Source organism: Bradyrhizobium sp. Ash2021 (genome assembly GCF_031202265.1).
Classification (GTDB): Bacteria; Pseudomonadota; Alphaproteobacteria; order Rhizobiales; family Xanthobacteraceae; genus Bradyrhizobium.
In genome coordinates this window covers 6,844,401-6,866,644 of record NZ_CP100604.1, presented here as the reverse complement: position 1 = coordinate 6,866,644, position 22,244 = coordinate 6,844,401, and the positions used below count along the sequence as shown (strand labels likewise).

The following is a 22,244-nucleotide window of genomic DNA, read 5'->3' as shown; positions in this document are numbered from 1 at the left end:
GGCGGATGTCTGACGCACCGAAACATCCGGCCGATCCAGCCAATGAATTCGCCAGCGACAACTCGGCAATCGATCCTCGCGATTTCCGCAACGCGCTGGGCACTTTCGCGACCGGCGTTACCATCGTTACGGCGATGGCGGCTGACGGAAAGCCTTACGGGGTGACATGCAATTCGTTTGCCTCCGTGTCGCTCAATCCGCCGTTGGTGCTGTGGAGCCTCGGCATGTTTTCGCAAGGCTTGTCCATCTTCCAGAACGCCAGCCACTTCACGGTCAATGTTCTCGGCGCGTCTCAGCAGGCGCTGGCGTCGCAATTTGCAAAATCGTCGGATGACAAATTTGCCGGCGTGAGTTGGACACCAGGGCTTGGCAACGCGCCGGTCCTTGCGGACAGCGTTGCCAATTTCCAGTGTCGCGCTGCCAACAGGTATTACGGTGGCGACCACATTATATTTCTGGGTGCCGTTGAGGCTTATGCTTATAATCGACAGGAGCCGTTATTGTTTGCGCGCGGCGGCTTCGGTCGATTTCTCACCGGCGACGGCATCAAATCCCCATGATCAGGAAGGTCTCGCCCAAACATGCGGACGTCAGGCAGAGGCGACTTTCGCCGGATGATCGCCGCAAGGAGTTCGTGGCAAAGGCAACCGAGTTTTTCTCGGAAGAGGGGTTTGGCGGCGGCACTCGCGCGCTGGCACGAAGGCTGGGCGTGACACAACCGCTGCTCTATCGCTACTTTCCGAGCAAGGATGATCTGATCAAGGAAGTTTACCGCACCGTCTATCTCGATCCGCTCGAGACCGGCTGGGAGAAGCTGTTATGCGATCGCTCGCGGCCGCTCCGCGATCGGTTGCGGGAGTTCTATGGCGCCTATACCGATGCGATCTTCACCCGAAAATGGCTGCGCATCTATCTCTATTCGGGCTTGAAGGGCCTCGACATCAACCGTTGGTATGTCGGCATGGTCAAGGACAAGATATTGACCCGCATCATCAGGGAATGCCGCCATGAAGTGGGACTTGCCGTGCAAAACAAGCCAACGGCGGCGGAGATCGAACTGGCCTGGGTGCTTCACGGCGGAATCTTCTATTACGGCGTTCGCAAATATATCTATGAATCTCCCGTGCTTGAAGACAAGGAACAGATGATCAGTCACGCGCTGGATGTTTTTCTGGCCGGCTTTGAGCGGATTTCCGAGGCCTCGGCCTACATCCGGCGCACCCCAGTGAAGGTGGTTGGATAGACCGGTACGCTATTTCCTCCCCATCTCCCTACGATACCAGTCGCCGATTTCGCTTGCGGTCATCAGCGCCACGCCGTCATGGCCGATGACGTGGTCGAGCAGGGCTTCCAGGTATTTGATGCGATGTGGCACGCCGGTAATATACGGGTGAATCGAAATCGCCATGATTCGTGCGTTCGACGCGCCTTCGAGATACAGCCGGTCGAATTGATCAGTGCAGCGCTTGAGGAATTGCTCGGACGGCAGATGCTGCAGCGCATGGATGACGATATCGTTGGTCTCGACCGAATAGGGGATCGTGGTGATGGTGCCGTGGGGTGTCCCAATATCCTGCGGCAGATCGTCGATCACCCAGTCCGCGAGATATTCGATACCGTTGAGGCGCAGGAGATCGAGGGTTTCCGCGGTCTCGGTCAGGCCGGGGCTTTCCCATGAGCGCGGCGGTTTGCCTGAAAAGTTCGCGATGGTCTCGACCGATCGCTTGATCGCGTCGGCCTGGTTGTCGAGCTTGTGCATCGGGCCCTGCACAAACCCATGGCCCATGAATTCGAAGCCGGCTTCGAGCGCGGCAGATGCTACACGCGGGTAGGTGTTGCAGACATTGGCGTTCAGCGCCAGCGTCACCGGCATCTTGCGGTCGGTCAACGCCTTGAACTGACGCCAGAAACCGGCGCGCATGCCGTATTCGTGCCATGACCAGTTCGGTACGTCAGGCAACAGTGGCTGGCCCATCGGCGGGCTCAACACCGTGCGTGGCATCGCGTTCTCGATCCGCCATTCCTCGACATTGAGGATGACCCATACCGCGAGCTTCTTGCCACCCGGAAGCGTCAGCTTCGGCCGGTCGATTTGTGCTTGATAGGGGATACGATCGCTGAGAGCCACGGCAAGTTTTCCCTGGATTGAAAGACTATTCGGCCGCCTTGGCCCGGCCGGACATGCCCGCCTCGACTCGCGGCATGACCTTTTCGGCCATCAGGATCATCGATTGGCGCCCAAGTTCGCGATCCTTCCAATCCTTGCCGGCGTAGAGCAGCGTTCCGAAGGTGCCGACCTCTTGCTGAAAAGCCAGTAGTTGGTCTGCGACGCTCTCCGCCGTGCCGTGGATAATGAGCTTGTCGCAGATGGACTCCAGCGTCACTTCCTCATCGGGTTGATCGCGGCGGGTCTTGAACAGTTCGATGCGGCCGCCACGCTTCAGCTTGGTGAACAGCGAGCGATAATAATAGACATACGGCCCGTCCGGGTCGGTGGCATAGGCCTTTGCGGTCGCGGCGTCCTTTGCAACGAACACGCTCTTGGCGACACGCCAGTTCGCCGCATCCACCGTGCGGCCCGCGCGCTCGCAACCCTCGACGTATTTCGGCCAATGGCTCTTCACCCAGGCCGGCATCAGAAAATTCGCCGAGATAGGATCCCAGCCCCGCGCGGCCGCTTCCGTCACGCCTTTCGAGAATGGCGCCACCGCCGTCACCACGATCGGCGGATGGGGTCTTTGTAGTGGACGCGCAATGAACCCCTGACCAATCTCCTCGATCAGGTTCTTCTGCACCGAAATATTCCAGTATTTGCCTTGCAGATTGTACGGCGGCTCGCTCGCCCAAATCGCCAGAACCTGATTGATGGCTTCCAGAAACATGGCGTTACGGTCGGCTTCGAGATTGCCGAAAACTTCCGCGTCGGACATTAGCCCGCCCGGGCTGATGCCGAAAATCAGGCGCCCGTCGAGCATGTGATCGAGCATCGCAATTGAAGCCGCGAGCGCGGCAGGATGCGTGTTCGGCATATTGATGGTGCCGGTGCCGAGCCTGATTTGCCTGGTCGCTGCGGCGAGCCATGCGATGAAGGCGATGCAGGAAGTAATATTTTCGGCCTTGTCGGTGACGTGCTCCCCGACATAGGCCTCGGTGAACCCGAGCTCATCCGCCAGCAGAAAGGCTTCGCGGTCTTCTTTGAGGGACAGCCGCCAGTCCTTGTCGACAGGATGGATCGGCATTGTAAAAAACCCGAGTTTCATGGTCTGCTCCCCCCCAAGGGCAGGCTTTTGTTTGGCAGCAAACGTGCGTCGTTCGCGGCATGATGACAAGTCCAAAGTCGAAATAATCGGTCGATAAACAAACTTGACCTTTAAAGGTTGCCGCCGTCTAATCCAAAGAAACTGCCGATATCCCGCCGGGGGAGGTTACGTCGAAATGAAGGCCTCGGCTTTTGCTTACGCCCGCGCAACCAGCGTCTTAAATGCGCTGGAACTGCTCGCCGCGCATGGCGACAAGGCCAAGGTGCTGTCGGGCGGCCAGAGCCTGATGCCGGCGATGAATCTGCGCCTCATCTCTCCCGAACTCATTGTCGATATCGGCGAACTCGCTGAACTGCGCGGGATCGCGGTGAAAGGCGACGTCCTTTCCATTGGTGCGTTGACGCGTCATGCCGATCTCCTCAAATCTCCCGAAATCGCCGCTCATGTCCCCCTGCTGACGGACGCGATCACCCATGTCGCACATCCCGCAATCCGCAATCGCGGTACGATCGGCGGTAGCCTTGCGCATGCGGATCCGGCTTCCGAGCTGCCTGCCTGCATGGTCGTGTTGGACGCAACCATCATTATTCGTGGCCCACGCGGCGAGCGGCGGGTCGCAGCGAGGGAATTCTTCACCGGCATCTATGAGACGGTGCTGTCGCCGCAGGAGTTGCTGGTCGCAGTCGAGTTACCGGTGGCGCGAAAAGGTTCCGCGTATTTCTTCCACGAATTCGCTCGTCGACACGGCGATTACGCCATTGTCGGCCTGGCGGCGCGGGCGATCTTCGACGGCAGTCTGTTCGCCGATCTCCGCCTTGGCTTTTTTGCCGTTGGCGATCGACCGCTACTAGCCAGGGCTGCCAGCAAGCTTGTCAACATCGCCATTACGCCCGAACTGTTGTCCGATGCCTCGGCAGCGCTGAGCGAAGAGCTTGATCCGCAAGAGGATCACCAGGCATCTCCCGCGATGCGCCGGCATCTGGCGAAGGTATTGCTGGTACGTTGCGTATCTACGCTGCTCTCTCGCCCTGATCTCAGTGCGGGAGGGCCTTCATGACGGCTCCCGTGTCCCTCTCGCTCATTGTCAACGGCGAGCGTGTCGATGCCAATGTTCTGCCGCGGTTGAATCTCGCGGATTTTCTGCGCGAGCATTTGAAGCTGACCGGCACGCATCTCGGGTGCGAACACGGAGTTTGCGGCGCCTGTACGGTGCGCGTCAACGGCGAGATCGTGCGTTCCTGCCTGATGTTGGCGGTGCAGGCGCGCGACGCATTGGTGGAGACGATCGAGGGGTTGTCCGATAGCGGCGAGATCGCCGACCTTCAGGCGGCGTTCCGCGACCGCAACGCCCTGCAATGCGGGTTTTGCACGCCTGGAATGCTGATGGCGGCGCAGGATCTGCTGAAACAGAATTCCAAACCCGATCGAGAACAGATTCGCGAGCATCTTTCCGGCAATTATTGCCGCTGCACCGGCTACCAGGCGATCGTCGACGCGGTTGAGACCACGGCGTTGGCGCGGATGGCGCGCGCGCCATGACTTCAGCACCGAAAAATCCAGACGCGCTTTCGGCGCTCGACCGGCCGAATTCCTATATTGGCAAGTCGGTGCCGCGGCCGAATCTTGATCGGCTGATGCAGGGGCGGGGACTCTATGTGAGCGACATGGAGCTGCCGCGCATGGCGCATGTGGTGTTTCTGCGTTCGCCTTACGCGCATGCAAGAATTGTTGGCATCGATGCGGCCGCGGCGAAGCATATGCCGGGCGTGATTGCCGTCGTTACCGGTTTGGAACTGGCTGCCGTCATTACGCCGTGGGTCGGCGTGCTCTCGCATTTGAAGGGCCTTAAATCCGCCCCGCAAAGCGCGATCGCTATCGACCGCGTGTGCTGGCAGGGCGAGGCCGTCGCGGCCGTTATTGCGACCAGCCGGGCCTTGGCCGAGGATGCGGCGGAGCATGTCTTGGTCGAGTTTGCAGAACTCGATGCGGTAACGGACATGCGTAGCGCGCTCGATCCGGCGACGCCTGCGATCCATCCCTCGCTCGGCGACAACCTTGCCTTTGAGCGCAACCATGACGCCGGCACCGTCGACCACGCCTTTGCCGATTCCGACGAGGTGGTGGAGGCGGAATTCATCTTTGGGCGTCATACCGGCGTAACGCTGGAGCCGCGCGCCGTGGTGGCCGATTGGAACGCCGCCGAAGCGAGGCTGACGATCTACCAGGGCACGCAGGCGCCGCACATGGTGCAGAACATCGCGGCGCTGCATTTGGGTTTACAGGAATCCCAAGTTCGCGTGGTCTGCAAGGACGTCGGCGGCTCCTTCGGCATCAAGGTCCATATCTATGCCGACGAGATGGCGACCTACGCGTTGTCGAAGCTGCTGCGGCGGCCAATCAAATTCGTTGCTGACCGCGTCGAGAGCTTCAACACCGATATTCATGCCCGCGATCATCGCTGCAAAGGAAGGATCGGCGTCAACCGCGACGGTACCATTACGGCGTTCGAGATCGACGATCTCACGGGCATCGGTCCTTATTCGATGTATCCGCGCACCAGCGCGATCGAGGCTAATCAGGTCGTCAATCTCGTCGGTGGGCCTTACACGGCCAAGAACTACCGAGCCCGCGCCCGTGTCGTGTTCCAGAACAAGAACGTGATGTGCCAGTACCGCGCCGTCGGCCATCCGATTGCCTGTTCGGTGACGGAAGGCTTGGTTGATCTGGCGGCAATGAAGATCGACATGGACCCGGTCGAAATCCGTCGCCGCAATCTGATTGCCGATGACGCCTATCCCTGCGCTTCGCCGTCGGGCCTACGGTTTGAGCAATTGTCGCATCACGCATCGCTCGCAAAGCTAATCAAGATGATGGACTACGACGGGCTGCGTGCCGAGCAGGCGACGTTGCGCGCCAGGAACATTCATCGCGGCATCGGTATCGCCAGTTTCATCGAAGTCACCAATCCCAGCGCGGCGTTCTATGGTGTCGGCGGGGCCAGGATTTCGTCGCAGGATGGTGTGGCCGTGCGACTTGACGCCCAGGGTTCCGTGATCTGCCAGACCAGCATCACCGAGCAGGGGCAGGGGTCGGAATCGCTCACGGCGCAGATCGTCGGCAGCGTGCTCGGCGTCTCCATGGATCGGGTCCGCGTCATCCTGGGAGATACCGACAATACGCCGTATGGCGGCGGCACCTGGGCCTCGCGCGGCGCGGGCATCGGCGGCGAGGCCGCGCTTCAGGCCACCAAAGTGCTACGCAAGAACATCCTCGATGTCGCTGCCGCCATCCTGCAATCCACGCGCGGTGAACTCGACATCATCAACAACAGCGTTGTGAACGCCAATGATGGTGCCCCGCGTATTGAACTCAACGAACTAGCCAGAATCGTTTATTTTCGGCCGGACACACTGCCGCCGGGTATTCAGCCCGAACTGATGGCGACGCGGCATTTTGTTCCGCGCCAATATCCCTTTGCCTTCACAAATGGCGTTCAGGCCTCCTGGCTGGAGGTCGACACCGATACCGGCTTCGTCAAGCTATTGAAGCACTGGGTGGTCGAGGATTGCGGTACCATCATCAATCCGCAACTGGTCGATGAGCAAATCAGGGGTGGCGTGGTGCAGGGCCTTGGCGCCGCGCTGTTTGAGAAATGCATCTATGACGAGCGCGGCCAACTCACCAATGCCAATATGGCCGATTATCTGGTTCCGATGTCCGGTGAAATGCCTGATATCGATGTCGGCCACGTCGTCTCGCCGACGCTGGAATCCGAGTTGGGCGCCAAAGGCGCCGGCGAAGCTGGCACCGCCGGTGCGGCGGCCGCGGTGACAAATGCCGTCAATGACGCGCTGAGGCCGTTCGGCACCATAATTACGGAGATTCCGCTGACGCCTCAGGTTATCCTGGCGGCCTTGGGGCGAATCGAATTTTGAACGACTGTCGCGACGTCTCCGTTAACAACGGAGATGACCATGCGACGACCGACAACGAGCCGCACACTCGGGGGTTGGAGGCTGCACCTCCCTCTGTGCTGGGGTCAAAAATCCCGCTGCACGATAGAAACGGGTAAGGCACGCAGCGTTAGCGAGCGTACCTGACACGGCCCTCATCAGAATCATTAAAGAAAGAGAATAGCAGCGTCCACATGGACAGTAGCAAGAATGGCATCAGGTAATAGGGTGTAGAAATAGGATGAGTGAGAAAGAATCCGAGGTTTACAACAATGTTGATAGCAACGATCGATGCCGCGGTCTTTCTGATATTAGCAGCCAAAGCTACGATTGACCAGGTTACCACCAGTAAGGTCAACGCACCTTGCATGTCACTAAAATACTGCCAAGCGATGCTGAAGCTGAAATCTGGAGGCGTCGCGTCTACTGCGCTGTAAGTAGTGGCTATTGAGCTGGCCCCGGTTGTCTGAACAAAAATTCCGCGTCGATAAGTGGAGCCTCTGCCGAGGTTAGGCCGCCGCGCGGAGCGGCGGAAGATCGAAGTAGGCTTGATCCGGGGTCATGTCGTCAAGACTCGAATGAGGACGTCGGCCGTTGTAAAAGTCGAGATACCGGCCGATCGAATGTCGCGCCTCGCCGACGGTTTCGTAGGCTCGCAGATAGACCTCCTCGTATTTGACGCTGCGCCACAGCCGTTCGACGAACACATTGTCCCGCCAGGCCCCTTTGCCATCCATGCTGATGGCGATGCCATTGCTGGCGAGCAGGCCGGTGAACGCCGCGCCGGTGAACTGAGAGCCCTGATCGGTGTTGAAGATGTCCGGCTTGCCGTGGCGAGCCAAGGCATCTTCCAGGGTCTCGACGCAGAAGGCCGCCTCCATCGTGATCGACAGCCGCCACGACAGAACACGACGTGTCGCCCAGTCCAGCACCACGGCGAGATAGACGAAGCCGTGCGCCATCGGAATGTACGTGATGTCCATGGCCCAGACCTGGTTCGGCCGCCGGATCTCGATGCCGCGCAGCAGATACGGATAGATCTTGTGGCCGGGCTCGGGCTTGGTGGTGCGCGGACGGCGATAGAGCGCCTCTATCCCCATCCGCCGCATGAGCGTCTTCACATGCCGGCGGCCGATCTTGCACCCCTGCAAAGCCAGCAGGCCTCGCAACATACGCGAACCGGCGAAGGGATACTCCAGGTGCAGCCGATCGAGACGCTGCATGATCTCGAGGTCGGCTGAAGAGACTGGACGCGGCAGATAGTACACGCTGCCGCGACTGACCTTCAAAATCTCTGCCTGCTTGGTGATCGACAGATCGTGCTTACGGTCGATCATCGCTTTGCGCTCAGCAATCCCGCCTTGGTGAGCGCGCCTTCTAAAAAATCGTTCTCCAGCGTCAGCTCCCCGATCTTGGCATGCAGCGACTTCACATCGACCGCGGGCGTGGCCGGCGTCCCGCCCCCCGATCCGAAAATATCAGAGGCGCCGCCCTCAAGCTGTGATTTCCAGGCCGTAATCTGATTGGGGTGAACGTCGAAATGCTCCGCCAGCTGGGCTATCGTCCGATCGCCCTTGATGGCGGCCAGAGCCACCTTCGCCTTGAAGGCCGGTGAGTGGTTCCGCCGGGGTCGTCTGCTCATGGTCTCTCCTGTTCACGGCAATTATCGCCGCTGTCAGGCAGAAATTCCACTTATCGTTCTGTCCAGATTTCCGCGACCGGCTCTTATAACACTTCCGGCATTGATCGCATTTGAAACTAGCGTCGGCACCAACCCCACTAGATACGCGACTCCAAACAAAGCTAGCCGAATGACATCATCCAACTTTGCGGATCGGGCGGCCAGCGCCAGCAGAACTAGGAAGTAGCCAGCGGAGAGTAAGAGGTTTGGAAGCCTGAACGAGACCGCCAGTCCCATGAACATGCCAGCCGCTGCCGCAGCCGTGTTTCGGCGCGATGACCTTGGATCGTTTGCCATGATTGCAGTCAAAAACCCGACGACTGCGCAGACTATCATCGTGGGCGCCATCGAGTAGCTGGCTTTTGACGGGTTCACCATGAAATAGATCGCGGCCATGCCGACGACGCCCGATCCAACAATTTCATGCGGACGCCGGGCGGAATAGATAGCGAGAACCGCCGCTAGAAAAACGAAGAAGTTCGCGACAGCGTATAGCGGTATCCTTTGGAAATCGGCCGGGAAGACTGAAAGAGCCAAGCCGGTACCTGGGGGATACTGGATTACGTGCTTCTCCCCTATTTGAGTGTGGCAGGGTGCGCGGGCCGGATTGTCCCAAGCTTCATAACCAATCTCTCGCGCTAACGTCGCGAAGTATCGATCGTCGTCTCGATTTATATTGGTGTCGAAGCCACCAAGGCCAAAGCGTTGAAACAAGTGCGCCTGCCTGAGGTAGCAGATGTCGTCATAGACACCGGTTCGCTCGGTCCAATTGCGCATGGTCCAAAAATTTGATCCCAGGATGCCCACGCAAAGGACACAGAAAAGTAGCCTTAAAATCCAAGTTTTGAGCATCGATAAAAGCTACCCCCTGAAATGGCTTCAAATGCGATGTATTGCAGAGGGCGTTCGCGGGCGGCCGCATCGCAACACAACAACGTGCGACCACGTTCATCTGCAACCACATTTTTCAGGGCGATTTACGCGCATAGGAAACCTTGATGCACTCACCGTCCAATTTGGTAAGGCACACACCGGGCTCATGGGAAATCGGCATCTGAGATAGGGCGAACTGCCCCAAAAGGGCCAAGGCAAAGTACACGTACCAATATCGCATAGCGCACCTCGAACCCAACAAACCAATAAGTATAATTTAGCCTGCGAACAAGTGTAAGTAGTCACTAATATTAAATCAAGAACTCGGTTTCCTTGTAGTCGTCGCGCATGGGGTGGGACCTCGCACGTCTGGCGGATCTCTCAGCCTGAGCGGTCAGGGGTGCCATCCGCTGGTTTGCTTTCTGCGACTGACATACTGGAGAAGGTTCGATCGCAGCTCCTCTCTCTGCCAGCTTGCTCAAGGCCGTGTATTCTCTGGGTGAGCTCGCTGGCTCGTAAGCCCAATAGCCGTGGTCATTTCTGATTTGACCTTTGGACTCCCGACGGGCCAAAACCGCCCTATTATTCTCAGAGAGGAGCGTTTTTCTCCGAACCTATGGACTCCAGACTTCAGGTACGGTTCTCGAAGTCCAATTGTTTTGAGCCACTTATGAGGTTCGGCGGAAAGAGGGGTCGGCCTTTTCTTTTGGATGGGCGAGAGCCTATTCAGCCGCGCGGGCAATCGCACCGGATTCCCGGTTGGTAACGACGACCTTGATGGCGTCATCGACCCGGTCGCGCGCGTATCTCAGCGCGGTCGGCAGATCAGCCAGCAGAAACGTATGGGTGTGAATCTTGGTCGCATCGAAGCGCTTTTCCGCCATTAATGCCATGGCGCGGCGGGTGGCGCTGCGGCCCTCGCCGCGGATTCCGTAGGCGTAGATGTTGTTCTTCACAAGATGGGCGAGGTCCGATTTCACCGGCTCGTGTGGGAACGCAGCCAGACAGATCTTTCCGCCGCGATTGGTCATGTGGATGGCTTGATTGATCGTCGCCTCGCTCCCCGCGCATTCCACCACATAGTCCGCACCAACTCCCCCAGTAAGCTGTTTGACAATCTCGACGGCATCCTCGTCGTTGATGTTGATAACGCGGTCGGCACCCAGCTCGCGGCCGATCGCCAGCCGCTTGTTGCGCGTTCCCGTCAGGATGACCGGGCTTGCGCCGAGCGCCTTCGCTACTGCGACGGCTAGGAGCCCGATCGGGCCAGGCCCGATCACAACAACGCTCTCACCGGCGACCAATCCCCCCAACTCCGTCAGGCCATACATCGACGTCCCAGCGGTGACCACCAGCGTCGCTTCCGCGTCGCTCATGGTATCGGGCACCCGTGCCAGCGTATTGATGTGATTGACCGCGTATTCGGCAAAGCCGCCATCGGTGGTGAAGCCGTTGGCGCGATGTCCCTTTTCGGGCTTCCCGTAATTCAGGCATGAGGTGTACATGCCCTGGCGGCAGCGTTTGCACTGGCCGCAACCGGCATGGATTTCGACGCTGATCCGTTCGCCAATCCTGAATTCGTCGACGTCGGGCCCAAGTGCTGCAACCGTGCCCATATATTCATGGCCCGGCGTAAAATTCTTGTTGAAGGGCAGGCCTCCCTGGATGCTGGCCGGCGAACCCGAATGGATGATCTCAAGGTCGGTCGCGCAGATCGCGACCGCATCGATCCGAACCAGGACCTCAGCGCGTGCAGGAACGGGAGTTGGCTTGACGCGCAGGAAAAGCTGGTCGGGCTCGCCCAGAATCCAGGCCTTCATCTGGTCGGGCACAGGAAGGTCGGGTGAGGTCTTGACGCCTGATGGTCGGTACATCTGAGAAATCCCGTTAGGTCAGAAATTCTATCGCAAACGCCGTATTGCCGCGAGCCACGGAGACGCCTTTCGTGCCGGCCTGCGAAGCTTTGCTGCATAGCAATACGACTCGTCGCAAAACCTTCATACGCGGCCTATACTTGGTCACCGGTTGGTGCTGAAATCCATTTGCAGCCTCGCCGATCCGGAGTGACCTTCATGAAGACCGTCCGTCTTTTCCTTGCCTTGCTGGTGCTGTCGCTGATCGCGCCCTGGCAATCCGCTAAGGCGGCCGACGTCATCTGCTACAATTGCCCGCCGGAATGGGCTGACTGGGCCTCCATGCTCAAGGCGATCAAGGCGGATCTCAATTACGACATTCCCCACGACAACAAAAATTCGGGTCAGGCGCTGGCGCAGATCCTTGCCGAGAAAAGCAATCCCGTTGGCGATATCGGCTATTTCGGCGTTACCTTCGGCATGAAGGCCAAGGCTCAGGATGCGCTGGAGCCTTACAAGCCCGCCAACTGGGATCAGGTTCCGGCCGGGTTGAAGGATGCTGACGGCTACTGGACCACGATTCATTCCGGTACCCTCGGCCTGTTCGTAAACAAGGACGCGCTCGGCGGCAAGCCGGTGCCGGCCTGTTGGAAGGACCTCCTGAAGCCGGACTATAAGGGAATGGTCGGCTATCTCGATCCAACCTCTGCCGCGGTCGGATATGTCGGCGCCGTTGCAATCAATCTGGCACTTGGCGGCTCAGCTTCGAATTTCGACCCCGCGATCAGCTTCTTCAAGGATCTGCGGAAGAACGATCCGATCGTCCCCAAGCAGACCTCTTATGCCCGCGTGGTTTCCGGAGAGATGCCGATCCTGCTCGACTATGATTTCAACGCCTATCGTGCGAAATATTCCGAGAAGGGCAATTTTGAATTCGTGATCCCTTGCGAGGGATCGGTGGTGTTTCCTTACGTCGTCGGCCTGGTCAAGAACGCGCCCGACAAGGAAAAGGCCAAGAAGGTGATGGATTATCTATTGTCCGACAAGGGACAGGCGATCTGGACCAATGCGTATTTGCGCCCTGCGCGCCCGATCGAGCTGCCGGAGGCCGTGAAGAACAAGTTCCTGCCGGACAGCGACTACGCCCGCGCCAAGAGTGTCGACTGGGGGCAGATGGAAAACATGCAAAAAGGCTTTGTCGACCGCTATCTCGCCGAGGTCCGCTGAGGCAAGATGGTGCCCATCGCCGGGGCGCCATTTTCCAATGTCTCATAAATCCTTTATCTGGTTGTGCCTGCTGCCGCTTGCGGTGGTCACAGTGGCATTTTTCCTGCTGCCGATGGCGCGGCTCGTCGTGACCGGCGCAGAAGGCCCGCAGGGGCTTGCCGGCTATCTTGCAATCCTGACCGAGCCGCGTTATCGCGCCACGTTGATCAACACGGTCATGCTGGCGGCTGCGACCACGATCGTGACGCTGATAGTGGCGACCATCGCCGGAATGTTCCTGCAGCGCCATCGTTTTCCCGGCCGTGCCGTCCTGATCGCGATGCTGACCTTTCCGCTGGCGTTTCCCGGCGTGGTGGTCGGCTTCCTGATCATCCTGCTTGCTGGCCGCCAGGGTCTGATTGGCGATCTCTCGAGCCGCCTGTTCGGCGAGAGACTAGTCTTTGCCTATTCGATCTACGGGCTGTTCCTCGGTTATCTCTATTTTTCGATCCCGCGCGTCATTCTCACCATCATGGCAGCGGTACAGAAACTCGATGTCGGTCTGGAAGAAGCCGCGCGTTCGCTCGGCGCGAGCCCGTGGGCGGTACAGCGCGATGTCGTGCTGCCGGCGCTGGCGCCGGCTTTCGTCGCTTCCGGGGCGATTGCCTTTGCGACCGCGATGGGCGCATTTGGAACCGCGTTTACGCTGGCGACGAACATCGATGTGTTGCCGATGCTGATCTATACCGAGTTCACGCTGGCGGCGAATTTCTCGACGTCCGCCGCGTTGTCGGTCGGGCTCGGCATCATCACCTGGTTCATCCTGGCGATTGCCCGTTCATTCAGCGGCAGCGCCGTCGCCGCAGCCGGATGAGACCATGCGTGATCGCCTGATTTTCACCGGCCAATTCATCTTCACGCTGATCATCGCTGCGTTCCTGGTGGTGCCTGCGATCCTGTCGATTTCCGCCGGCGTGACCGTGAATTACTTTCGCGGCATCCAGTCCGGCCTGACCCTGCAATGGGTGGCCCAGGTCTGGGAGCTCTACGCCGGCACCATCCTGCTGTCATTTGTGATTGCATTTGCAACCCTGGCTGTGACGCTCGCCGCCGGCGTCCCGGCGGCCTACGCCTTGCATGTACGGGGAGGACGGCTGGCCCGGATCATCGAGGAGATCATCACGCTGCCTCTGGCGATACCCGGACTGGCCATCGCGCTGGCGTTGCTGTTCACTTATCAAGGCTTCAGCGACTTCCGCCGCTCCTGGCTTTTCATCCTCGTCGGCCATGTCATCTTCACCATGCCGTTCATGGTGCGGTCGGTGATGGCCGTATTCGCAACGGTCGACATCAAGACGCTTGACGAAGGTGCGGCATCGCTTGGCGCATCGCCTTGGCGGCGCTTCCGCGACGTGATCGTGCCGAATGCAGTGCCGGGGATACTCGCCGGCGCCTTGATGGTAGTGACGCTTTCGCTTGGCGAGTTCAACCTGACCTGGATGCTGCATACGCCGCTGACCAAGACACTGCCGATCGGGCTCGCCGACAGCTATGCCTCGATGCGGCTGGAAGTCGCATCGGCCTATACGCTGATCTTCTTTGTCATGATCGTTCCGCTGCTGGTGGCGATGCAATTGTTCGCCGAGAAGGAACAGAAGAGATGAGCACGTCGGCTGGACATGGCGCCGCGGTGCGCATCGCGGCCTGCGGCAAGACGTTCGCTGATGGAACGCGCGCACTCGAGCCCGCCACGCTCGATATCGATCGCGGCGAGACTCTGGTGCTGCTCGGCCCATCTGGCTGTGGCAAGACCACCATGCTGCGCATTATCGCCGGCCTCGAACTGCCCGATACAGGCGGCAAGGTGCTGTTCGACGGCAAGGACATGACGTCCGTGCCGATCGAACGACGCAATGTCGGCATGGTCTTCCAGTCCTATGCGCTTTTCCCCAACATGAGTGTCTCGGACAATATCGGTTATGGCCTGAAGATCCGCGGCGTACCGAACGAAGAGCGCGCGGCGCGTGTCGCCGAACTGGTCGCGCTGACGAACATTTCCGGGCTTGAGAACCGCCGCATCGATCAACTCTCCGGCGGCCAGCGCCAGCGGGTGGCACTGGCGCGGGCGGTTGCGATCCGGCCGGGCATTCTGCTGCTCGACGAACCGCTGACGGCGCTCGATGCAGCATTGCGCGATCGCTTGCGCGGCGAGCTCAATCGCCTGCTGCGGGCGCTTGGCATCACCACGATTTACGTCACCCATGACCAGTCCGAAGCCATGGAGCTCGGCGATCGTATCGTCGTCATGCAGAAGGGGACGATCGCCCAGATCGGCTCGCCGCGCGAGATTTACTTTGCGCCGAAAAACCGCTTCGTGGCCGAATTCATCGGCGCGGCCAACATCATCGAAGCCCCTATCGAGGGCGGTCAACTCGTATTGCCGGGCGGTCGCCAGCCAATCGGTGGTGATGCGACCGTGTCGGCCGCGGTCGCCATGATTCGTCCCGAAACCATTCGCGTAGTGGAGGCCGGGACTGCGCCTCTCTCCGGGCTCATCGACAGCGTCAGCTTCATCGGCGACCGGCAACGCATGGTCGTGAGCGGCGTATCCGGCAAGCTGCTCACCGTCGATGCCCCTAATGCGGTTGTCGCCAAAGCCGGCGAACGGGTCGGACTGTTGATTTCGCCGGACGCCGTCCGTTTGCTGCCGCCCGAAAGCTGAGAAGGCCAATGCCGTCAAGACCTGTTCGCATTGCGCAAATTTCCGATCTGCACATCAAGCTGCCGGGATCGCTGGCCTACGGCCGGGTCGATACGGCGAAGGCGCTTGAACGTTGCGTCGCGGCTCTGAACGAATTCAATCCCGCACCTGACTTTGTGGTGATTTCGGGGGATCTGGCGGACACGCCGACGGTTGGAGAGTATGAATACCTCAGGCGGCTGCTGACGCCGCTGAAGCTCCCCTTCGCGGGCGTTCCCGGCAACCACGACTCGCGTGAGCTGATGCGCGCGGCGTTTCCTTCCGCTCGCTATGCCGTTGCGTCCGGGCCGCTCAATCAGGAGATCGAGGTCGGCGGGCTCGATCTGCTGCTGCTGGACTCGAGCGTGCACGGAAAGCCGCATGGCGAACTCGACAAGCTGACGCTGCAGTGGCTCGACGCAAGGCTGGCGGCTTCGCCCGATCGGCCCGCGCTGCTGTTCCTGCACCATCCGCCGTTCAAGGCAGGGATCTGGCACATGGATCGCCAGAATCTCCTCAACGCGGGCGAGCTTGCTCCAATCGTCAGGCGTCATCCGCGCGTGCAACTGATCGGGACCGGCCATATTCACCGGGCGGCGCTGACGATGTTTGCAGGGGTACCGACCACGATCTGCCCGGCGCCGAACCATGCCGTCGATCTCGATCTGGCCGAACTGCGCGAGCCGTCGTTCAAGGTCGAGCCGCCTGCCTTCCACCTCCACACCTGGTTTCCGGGCGATCGGTTTGGCACCCTCGTCACGCACCAGGTGCCGATCGGGACTTTTGACGGACCACATCCGTTCTTTGGGCCGGATGGGAAGTTGCTTTAGGACAATCCGGCTAAGCCTCCTTCATCCCGAACAAACGCGTCGCATTGCCACCGAGAATGGCGATCTTCTGTTTGTCCGACAGCGTCGTGGTCGCGAAAACGTGATCGACGGGATGCTGTTCCCATGGGATCGGATGGTCGGTGCCGAGCATCACCTGGCTGGCGCCGACCTGCGCCACCAGATGCCGCAAACCTTCCGGCGTGAACACCATGGCGTCGAAATAGAGCTGGTTGAGATATTCCGACGGCTTCTTCTTCAGCGTGATGTTCGGATTGCAATTTTGGGGCGACACGAAACAAGCATGATCGCCGCGCGCACCGTAGGAGCCCAGATAGCCGCCGCCATGCGCCGCAATGATCTTGAGTCCCGGAAAGCGGTCGAGCGTTCCCTCGAAGATCAGATGCTGCAGGGCCATCGTGGTGTCGAGCGGATTGCCGATGGTGTTCGACAGCCAGCCGTTGCCCTTGAACCGCTTGGCTAGTTCGGGCGTGCTCTGCGGATGAATGAACAGAACCGCGCCGAGCTCCTCCGCCTTGGCCCAGACGGGATGAAATTTCGGATCGGAGAAATCTTCTCCCAGCACACTGGCGCCGACCGCCGCTCCGCGCAGGCCCTGCGTCCTGACCGCGGTTTCCAGTTGCTGCACCGCGAGGTCTGGATACTGCAGAGTCAGCGAAGCAAAGGCGGCAAACCGTTCAGGGCGTGAAGCACAAAGCTCCGCGAGTTTCTCGTTCTGCAGCTTGACGATTTGAGCTGCGGTGTCGCGGTCTTTGCCGTACCAGAATGGATTGATCGACAACACCTCCATGTCGATCGCCATCGCGTCCATTTCCTTCAGGCGCTGCTCGATGACGATGAAGTGTTCGGGAACGCCCTTGACCGGCGGCAGCACCTTGTCGGCCTGATCGCCCATCAAACTGATCGATTCATGAAAGTAGCAGTGAGCGTGGACGTCGACGGTCATCACGCGCTTGCCGTTGACCTTGACCGGCAGGCGAGAGGCTCGCGGTTGCGCGCGGGCCGCATCTAGCATACCGCAACCGCAAAATGCGATCCCGGTCGCAGCGGCGCCTTTCAGGAAATTCCTGCGGTTGGTCATTAGTCGCCTCCCTTGATAGAACGCTTCTGGGGCCGGTCGTTCGCCGACTCATTCTTGATTTCTTCGCCAGGATACATTGCCAAGCCGGAAGCGAGAGGGCAATCATTGCGGCAAGGAATACGCTGGTTACTGCAAAACGTGATCCGGTTGACAGGGGAGAAACTCGGTATGCGCTTGCTTCACTTGCTGGTCGCCGCGCTCGCGCTGCTTTTGGGCCCCGGCGCAAGGGCCCAGTCGAGCTATCCGGACCGGCCCATCAAGATGATCGTGCCGCTGGCGGCGGCGAGCGCGGTCGATGTTGCCGCACGGATCGTGACGCAGAAGATGGCCGACAATATGGGCCAGCAATTCGTGATCCTGAACCAGCCGGGCGCTTCCGGGCTGATCGGTGCCGAGCAGGTCGCCCGCGCCGATCCGGACGGTTACACGATCGGCGGCTTCAACGACAGCATCATGACCATGGTGCCCAATCTGCAGGCCAAGATGCGCTGGGACATCCTGAAGGATTTCGAACCGGTGTCGCTGGTTGCGACGGTGGAGTGGGGACTGATCGCCAACAACCAGACCGGCTTCAAGAACGCGGCGGACTTGATCGCAGCTGCGAAAGCAGCCCCTGGCAAGATCGATTTCGGCTCGGGCGGCCCGGGCAGCCCGCAGCATCTGGCGATGGCGATGTTTGCTTCCGCCGCCGGCATATCCTTGACCCATGTGCCGTATAAGGGCGCGACGCAGGCTGCGACCGACGTCGCCGCCGGCCAGATTCCGGTCGGCTTCCAGGGGCTGGGTACGGTCGCGCCGCTGGTGCGGGGCGGCCAGCTCAAGCTGATCGGCGTGACCACCGAGAAGCGATTGCTGCAATTCCCCGACGTGCCCACGGTCTCGGAATCAGGTTTGCCGGGTTTCTTCTTCAATTCATGGTTTGCGATTCTGGCACCTGCCGGCACGCCAAAGGACATCGTCGCCCGGCTTAATGCCGAGGTGTTGAGGGCGGTCGGCGATCCCGATGTTCGCCGCAAACTCGAGGAACTGGGCTTTGCGGTGCGCGGCAGTTCGGCAGAGGAATTGCGCGTCCTGACGCGCGATCAGCTCGCGAAATATGCGCGCGTGATCAAGGAAATGGGCATCGCCAACGAATGAGCTGCGGCCGGACGCGATCGGCGCCCGCGCCCGGTGGTCTATCCCGTGCTGTGCCAGCGGCAGGCGTAACGGCGCCACTGCGGCCGCGGCACCTTCGCGGTTTGGTGTTCAATGACAGGCCCGTGCGGTTAGTAGCGGTGCCTGCGCGCACCCGGGTTGCTCTCGCAAAACCTGTGACATGGCAGGGCCGTCTGCCATCCTGTGGATGTACGTTTGGTTGTTTGCTACCTACCTCTCCGCTGTATTCTTGGGAGATTGCCGTCCCATCAATACCCACCGGCGTTATGGATCGCCCCAGCAGTGCGCTCGTCAGTCGCAATAGACGCCGCAAACGCTTGTTCCCCCATGATCTTTCGCTAATCTGAGCCGCGTGGATAGAGGAAGCTGAGCGTGTTTTGTCAGGTCTGTTCATCGACCCTGAAGGCTGGCGATCTGTTTTGTTCGGCCTGCGGCGCGGTCGTGCCGGACCACCCGCCCAAGCCGCCCGCGGCGCAGACTCAAGACCGCATCGCGGGCGAGCGGAAATACCTCACCGTCCTCTGTGCCGATCTGCAGCGCTCGACCGATCTGATTTCGGGGCTCGATCCCGAAGAGGCCATTTCCCGGCTCGAACCGGCTCTGATCGCCATGCGCACGGCGGTTCGTCGCAACCGCGGGATTGTCAGCAAGGAAGGCGGCGACGGGCTGATTGCGCTGTTTGGTGCGCCGCACGCGGATGACAATCATGCCGTGATGGCCTGTCACGCGGCGGTCGAACTGGTTCACCTTATCAAGCTGCTGGAAGACCCCGGGCTTAAGGTCCGGGTCGGCATTCATTCGGGCTATGTCGTCGCCCACGTCATCGAAGCTGATTTCTCCTCGATCTATGAGGCGGGCGGACCGGCGGTGCATCTGGTCAAGCGGTTCGAGGGTGCGGCCCAGGCCGGACAAATCCTGGTGTCGGAATCCTGTCAGGCTCTGTCCACAGGACTTGTGACCTTCAACGCACTGCCGCCGAAACGGATGGAAGGATTTCCCGCGCCGGTTCCCTGCTACGAGCTTGTTCAAATAAGCGGATTGACGCGCTGGCGCGCGCGCTCGACCAAAGGACTTTCGTCCTTCGTTGGCCGCGCCGAGCAGATTTCGCTGCTGGAGCGCGCGGCACACGAGGTCGGCCGGTCCGGACAAATCGTCGCACTGGTGGGAACGGCGGGTATCGGAAAATCCCGCCTGGCCCATGAATTCGTCAGCTCGTTGCGTCAGAAGGACTGGCAGGTTCTGGAAGCTGAAGGTAATCCGCTGGAGCAGGCGGTCCCTTACGCATTGCTGAAGAAGCTCCTTCAAAGTGCGCTGCAGGTCGGAAACATCGCACCCGAAGATCAAACGGGCTCGGGCGAAGAGCCGGCATCCGCGCATGCCGATCTTTGGCCGGCCGCGCTTTGCTCCGTTCTCGACCAACCTATTGCCGATCCGCGCTGGCGCGATCTCGAACCTCTGCTGCGACGGCGTGTGATTATCGATGCCGTGCGCGGTACGCTGGGTAAAGTGGTCTCGACGCGGCCGACGGTGTTGTTGCTGGAGGACCTCCATTGGATCGATGGCCAGAGCGAGACCGTCATTGAGGCTTTGATGCCGCTTGCAGCAACCCGGCCGCTGCTGGTGCTGCTGACATGGCGGACCGAATATACGCCGGGATGGCTGGCGCAGCTCGATGTTCGAAGAATTTGGCTTCGGTCGCTCGATATCGCCTCGGCGCACGCGCTGCTCGACAGCCTGCTTGGCACCGCCGCTAACCTCGACGCGCTCAAGGCCCATATTCTTCGCCACACCGGCCAGATCCCGCTCTTCATCGAGGAGGTGGCGCGGCAACTCATCAATCGCGGCGCCCTTGGAGCGGAGGCGGGTCGGTTTGCCGCGAGGGTCCGCGGGGATGCGCCGGAAATTCCTCCCACGGTGCAGGGGGTCATCGCGTCCCGTATCGATCGCTTGCCGAGGGAAGACAAGGCACTCCTTCAACTCGCTTCGGTCGTCGGGCCGCAGGTTTCGCCGCATTTGCTTGCCGCCGTGACCGGCATGCCCGCGGCACAATTGCAAAGCCGCCTCTGGTCGCTGGAGATCCTCGATTTTCTGACGGAATCGCAATCGCTCACGTCCCCGGAATATGTTTTTGCGCACGATCTCATTCGCGAGGTCGCCTATGAATCGATCCTCCGAACGCAGCGGGAGGTGCTGCACCGGCGGATTTTGACGGCGTTGGAAGTGATTTCTGCCGGGCACCAGGAAGATTTTGCCGAGGCGTTGTGCCATCACGCGGTTCGCGCGCAGGATTGGGAGAAGGCGGACCAATACGGATATATGGCGGCGAAAAAGGCGTTCGCCAGATCGGCGTTCCGGGATGCAACTGAGTATTTCCAGATTGCGATGGATGCGGTCGACAAACTACCGACCTCGACGGCGCGTGAGCAGCGGGCGATCGATCTGCGCATCGAGGCCCGTTTGCCATTCGTTTCGTTTGGAAGCATTGAGCAGTGGTTTGGCTTAGGCCGCGAAGGGGAGGCGCGTTCTGAACAAATCGGCGATGAACCAAGACGGCTGGCATCGATCTCGATCCGGGCAGCTGCGCTAAACTTTTATGGAACTCCTTACGAAGCTATCACGGCGGGAGAGCAGGCGGTTGCTCTAGCAGAGCGGCTGGCTGATGCAACGTGGCTGCCCTTCGCCCAGTACGGCCTCGGTCAGGCATATTTTGTTGCCGGTCGATATCGCGACGCCGAATCGCTTCTAAATCGGGCAAGTGCGAGGCTAGCCAGTGCGCCGGAGAACGTCCCACCCGGAACGACGGCATCGAGCCTGCTGGTGCTCTGTTATATGATGAAGGCAATTGTCTACGCGTCAATCGGCGAATATGACGATTCCGAGAAATGCTCCTGGCAGGCAAGCGATCTCGCTGAAAGAAATAGCCGGCCGTACGATAGTGTCGCGGCCGATTACGGTCGCGGCTTTGTGCAAATGATGCACGGCGATCTTGAAGAGGCTGAACGAGCCCTTACGGAAGCTGCGTCTCTCTCCCGCGAAAACGAAGTCCGGCTATTCTTGCCACTTGTGCTGTCCGCGCTTGGAAATCTCTACTTGCAGCGTGGGCAGGCAGCGAGAGCGAGAGACATCCTGCTTGAGGCAAAGCACGAAGCGGAGACGCTGGGTCACGCAACCGGCATTTTGATTGGATCGGTTTACCTGGCTTCCGCGTATGCGCAACTTGGCGATATTGCTCGCGGGCTGGACGACGTGCGTGCCTGCCGGGCGGGCGCGAAGCAGAAGGGATATCAGGCGATCGAAGCACTGGCTTTTTTTGCCGAGGCCGGTATTTTATCCCTTCAAGGACCGTCCGCCACGGCCGAAGCGATTGCCCGACTAGAGGGATCGATCGAAATCTCAGTCAATCTCGGGACCAAGCCCTTGCTGGGGCTGGCAAAGGGGGGGCTGGCCCGGCTGTTAGCCGCGTCGGGCAGGACGTCCGAGGCAAAATACGAACTCGTCCAGGCGATCGAGCTATTTGACAATTCGAAAATGACCGTTCAACTGGAGCGTGCTAAGGTAGCGCTCTCCAAGTTCTCGGATTTGTGACATTGTTAC

Annotated in this window: 18 protein-coding genes; 12 read left to right on the top strand and 6 right to left on the bottom strand. The window is 60.0% G+C overall.

The window, feature by feature from the left end:
- Window positions 1–5: 5 nt before the first annotated feature.
- Window positions 6–560, top strand: coding sequence for a flavin reductase family protein (locus tag NL528_RS33200; RefSeq protein ID WP_309178566.1), 555 nt, complete (start codon window positions 6–8; stop codon window positions 558–560).
- A 74-nt stretch (window positions 561–634) separates the two neighbouring features.
- Window positions 635–1,243, top strand: a complete 609-nt coding sequence (locus NL528_RS33195; RefSeq protein WP_309178565.1) for a TetR/AcrR family transcriptional regulator — start codon at window positions 635–637, stop codon at window positions 1,241–1,243.
- A gap of 9 nt (window positions 1,244–1,252) precedes the next feature.
- Here NL528_RS33195 and NL528_RS33190 read toward each other — a convergent pair whose 3' ends face one another.
- Window positions 1,253–2,128 (bottom strand): polysaccharide deacetylase family protein, encoded by an 876-nt coding sequence (locus NL528_RS33190; protein WP_309178564.1) that lies wholly within the window; start codon window positions 2,126–2,128, stop codon window positions 1,253–1,255.
- 25 nt (window positions 2,129–2,153) lie between these two features.
- The gene (locus tag NL528_RS33185; protein WP_309178563.1) at window positions 2,154–3,260 is read right to left on the bottom strand and encodes an LLM class flavin-dependent oxidoreductase; all 1,107 of its coding nucleotides are present in this window, start codon (window positions 3,258–3,260) and stop codon (window positions 2,154–2,156) included.
- 175 nt (window positions 3,261–3,435) lie between these two features.
- On the opposite strand from NL528_RS33185, the gene NL528_RS33180 reads away from it, so the two are divergent.
- From NL528_RS33180 to NL528_RS33170, 3 genes are read left to right on the top strand one after another with little or no spacing between them, the layout of a single operon-like run.
- The gene (locus NL528_RS33180; RefSeq protein WP_309178562.1) at window positions 3,436–4,317 is read left to right on the top strand and encodes a xanthine dehydrogenase family protein subunit M; all 882 of its coding nucleotides are present in this window, start codon (window positions 3,436–3,438) and stop codon (window positions 4,315–4,317) included.
- Complete coding sequence (locus NL528_RS33175) at window positions 4,314–4,799, top strand: 2Fe-2S iron-sulfur cluster-binding protein (protein ID WP_309178561.1); 486 nt, start codon at window positions 4,314–4,316, stop codon at window positions 4,797–4,799. The genes NL528_RS33180 and NL528_RS33175 overlap by 4 nt, the downstream gene beginning before the upstream one ends.
- Entirely contained in the window at window positions 4,796–7,195 is a 2,400-nt protein-coding gene (locus NL528_RS33170; RefSeq protein WP_309178560.1) for a xanthine dehydrogenase family protein molybdopterin-binding subunit, read from the top strand. Before NL528_RS33175 ends, NL528_RS33170 begins: the two co-directional genes overlap by 4 nt.
- Window positions 7,196–7,722: 527 nt before the next feature.
- On the opposite strand, the gene NL528_RS33165 is transcribed toward NL528_RS33170, so the two are convergent.
- The 3 genes from NL528_RS33165 to NL528_RS33155 form a co-directional block, all read right to left on the bottom strand.
- Window positions 7,723–8,855 (bottom strand): IS3 family transposase gene (locus tag NL528_RS33165; RefSeq protein ID WP_143206051.1). Its coding sequence is split into 2 segments (ribosomal slippage): window positions 7,723–8,600 and window positions 8,600–8,855, totalling 1,134 coding nucleotides; the frame shifts between segments, so codons are not numbered across the junction.
- Between the two features lie 33 nt (window positions 8,856–8,888).
- Window positions 8,889–9,746, bottom strand: a complete 858-nt coding sequence (locus NL528_RS33160; RefSeq protein ID WP_309178559.1) for a hypothetical protein — start codon at window positions 9,744–9,746, stop codon at window positions 8,889–8,891.
- A 743-nt stretch (window positions 9,747–10,489) separates the two neighbouring features.
- On the bottom strand, window positions 10,490–11,641 hold the full coding sequence (locus tag NL528_RS33155; RefSeq protein WP_309178558.1) for a zinc-binding dehydrogenase: 1,152 nt from the start codon (window positions 11,639–11,641) through the stop codon (window positions 10,490–10,492).
- A gap of 198 nt (window positions 11,642–11,839) precedes the next feature.
- Between NL528_RS33155 and NL528_RS33150 the strand changes: the two genes are divergently transcribed.
- The 5 genes from NL528_RS33150 to NL528_RS33130 are packed head-to-tail and all read left to right on the top strand — an operon-like array spanning window position 11,840 to window position 16,396.
- A complete protein-coding gene (locus tag NL528_RS33150) occupies window positions 11,840–12,847 on the top strand; it encodes an ABC transporter substrate-binding protein (RefSeq protein WP_309178557.1) in 1,008 nt (335 codons plus the stop codon).
- 37 nt (window positions 12,848–12,884) lie between these two features.
- Complete coding sequence (locus NL528_RS33145; protein ID WP_309178556.1) at window positions 12,885–13,700, top strand: ABC transporter permease; 816 nt, start codon at window positions 12,885–12,887, stop codon at window positions 13,698–13,700.
- Between the two features lie 4 nt (window positions 13,701–13,704).
- Window positions 13,705–14,490, top strand: a complete 786-nt coding sequence (locus tag NL528_RS33140; RefSeq protein WP_309178555.1) for an ABC transporter permease subunit — start codon at window positions 13,705–13,707, stop codon at window positions 14,488–14,490.
- Window positions 14,487–15,548, top strand: coding sequence for an ABC transporter ATP-binding protein (locus NL528_RS33135; RefSeq protein WP_309178554.1), 1,062 nt, complete (start codon window positions 14,487–14,489; stop codon window positions 15,546–15,548). The genes NL528_RS33140 and NL528_RS33135 overlap by 4 nt, the downstream gene beginning before the upstream one ends.
- A gap of 8 nt (window positions 15,549–15,556) precedes the next feature.
- On the top strand, window positions 15,557–16,396 hold the full coding sequence (locus tag NL528_RS33130) for a phosphodiesterase (protein WP_309178553.1): 840 nt from the start codon (window positions 15,557–15,559) through the stop codon (window positions 16,394–16,396).
- Between the two features lie 10 nt (window positions 16,397–16,406).
- On the opposite strand, the gene NL528_RS33125 is transcribed toward NL528_RS33130, so the two are convergent.
- Window positions 16,407–17,495: an amidohydrolase family protein gene (locus tag NL528_RS33125; RefSeq protein ID WP_309178552.1), complete on the bottom strand. Its 1,089-nt coding sequence runs from the start codon at window positions 17,493–17,495 to the stop codon at window positions 16,407–16,409.
- A gap of 168 nt (window positions 17,496–17,663) precedes the next feature.
- On the opposite strand from NL528_RS33125, the gene NL528_RS33120 reads away from it, so the two are divergent.
- The gene (locus NL528_RS33120) at window positions 17,664–18,632 is read left to right on the top strand and encodes a tripartite tricarboxylate transporter substrate-binding protein (protein ID WP_309178551.1); all 969 of its coding nucleotides are present in this window, start codon (window positions 17,664–17,666) and stop codon (window positions 18,630–18,632) included.
- Window positions 18,633–19,022: 390 nt separating this feature from the next.
- The gene (locus NL528_RS33115) at window positions 19,023–22,235 is read left to right on the top strand and encodes an AAA family ATPase (RefSeq protein WP_309178550.1); all 3,213 of its coding nucleotides are present in this window, start codon (window positions 19,023–19,025) and stop codon (window positions 22,233–22,235) included.
- The last annotated feature ends 9 nt before the right edge of the window (window positions 22,236–22,244 follow it).

Coding starts and splice junctions, on each gene's coding strand:
- NL528_RS33150 (WP_309178557.1), top strand. CDS start 11,840: ATGAAGACCGTCCGTCTTTTCCTTGCCTTGCTGGTGCTGTCGCTGATC.
- NL528_RS33175 (WP_309178561.1), top strand. CDS start 4,314: ATGACGGCTCCCGTGTCCCTCTCGCTCATTGTCAACGGCGAGCGTGTC.
- NL528_RS33130 (WP_309178553.1), top strand. CDS start 15,557: ATGCCGTCAAGACCTGTTCGCATTGCGCAAATTTCCGATCTGCACATC.
- NL528_RS33135 (WP_309178554.1), top strand. CDS start 14,487: ATGAGCACGTCGGCTGGACATGGCGCCGCGGTGCGCATCGCGGCCTGC.
- NL528_RS33120 (WP_309178551.1), top strand. CDS start 17,664: ATGCGCTTGCTTCACTTGCTGGTCGCCGCGCTCGCGCTGCTTTTGGGC.
- NL528_RS33140 (WP_309178555.1), top strand. CDS start 13,705: ATGCGTGATCGCCTGATTTTCACCGGCCAATTCATCTTCACGCTGATC.
- NL528_RS33200 (WP_309178566.1), top strand. CDS start 6: ATGTCTGACGCACCGAAACATCCGGCCGATCCAGCCAATGAATTCGCC.
- NL528_RS33170 (WP_309178560.1), top strand. CDS start 4,796: ATGACTTCAGCACCGAAAAATCCAGACGCGCTTTCGGCGCTCGACCGG.
- NL528_RS33160 (WP_309178559.1), bottom strand. CDS start 9,746: ATGCTCAAAACTTGGATTTTAAGGCTACTTTTCTGTGTCCTTTGCGTG.
- NL528_RS33125 (WP_309178552.1), bottom strand. CDS start 17,495: ATGACCAACCGCAGGAATTTCCTGAAAGGCGCCGCTGCGACCGGGATC.
- NL528_RS33145 (WP_309178556.1), top strand. CDS start 12,885: ATGTCTCATAAATCCTTTATCTGGTTGTGCCTGCTGCCGCTTGCGGTG.
- NL528_RS33180 (WP_309178562.1), top strand. CDS start 3,436: ATGAAGGCCTCGGCTTTTGCTTACGCCCGCGCAACCAGCGTCTTAAAT.
- NL528_RS33155 (WP_309178558.1), bottom strand. CDS start 11,641: ATGTACCGACCATCAGGCGTCAAGACCTCACCCGACCTTCCTGTGCCC.
- NL528_RS33185 (WP_309178563.1), bottom strand. CDS start 3,260: ATGAAACTCGGGTTTTTTACAATGCCGATCCATCCTGTCGACAAGGAC.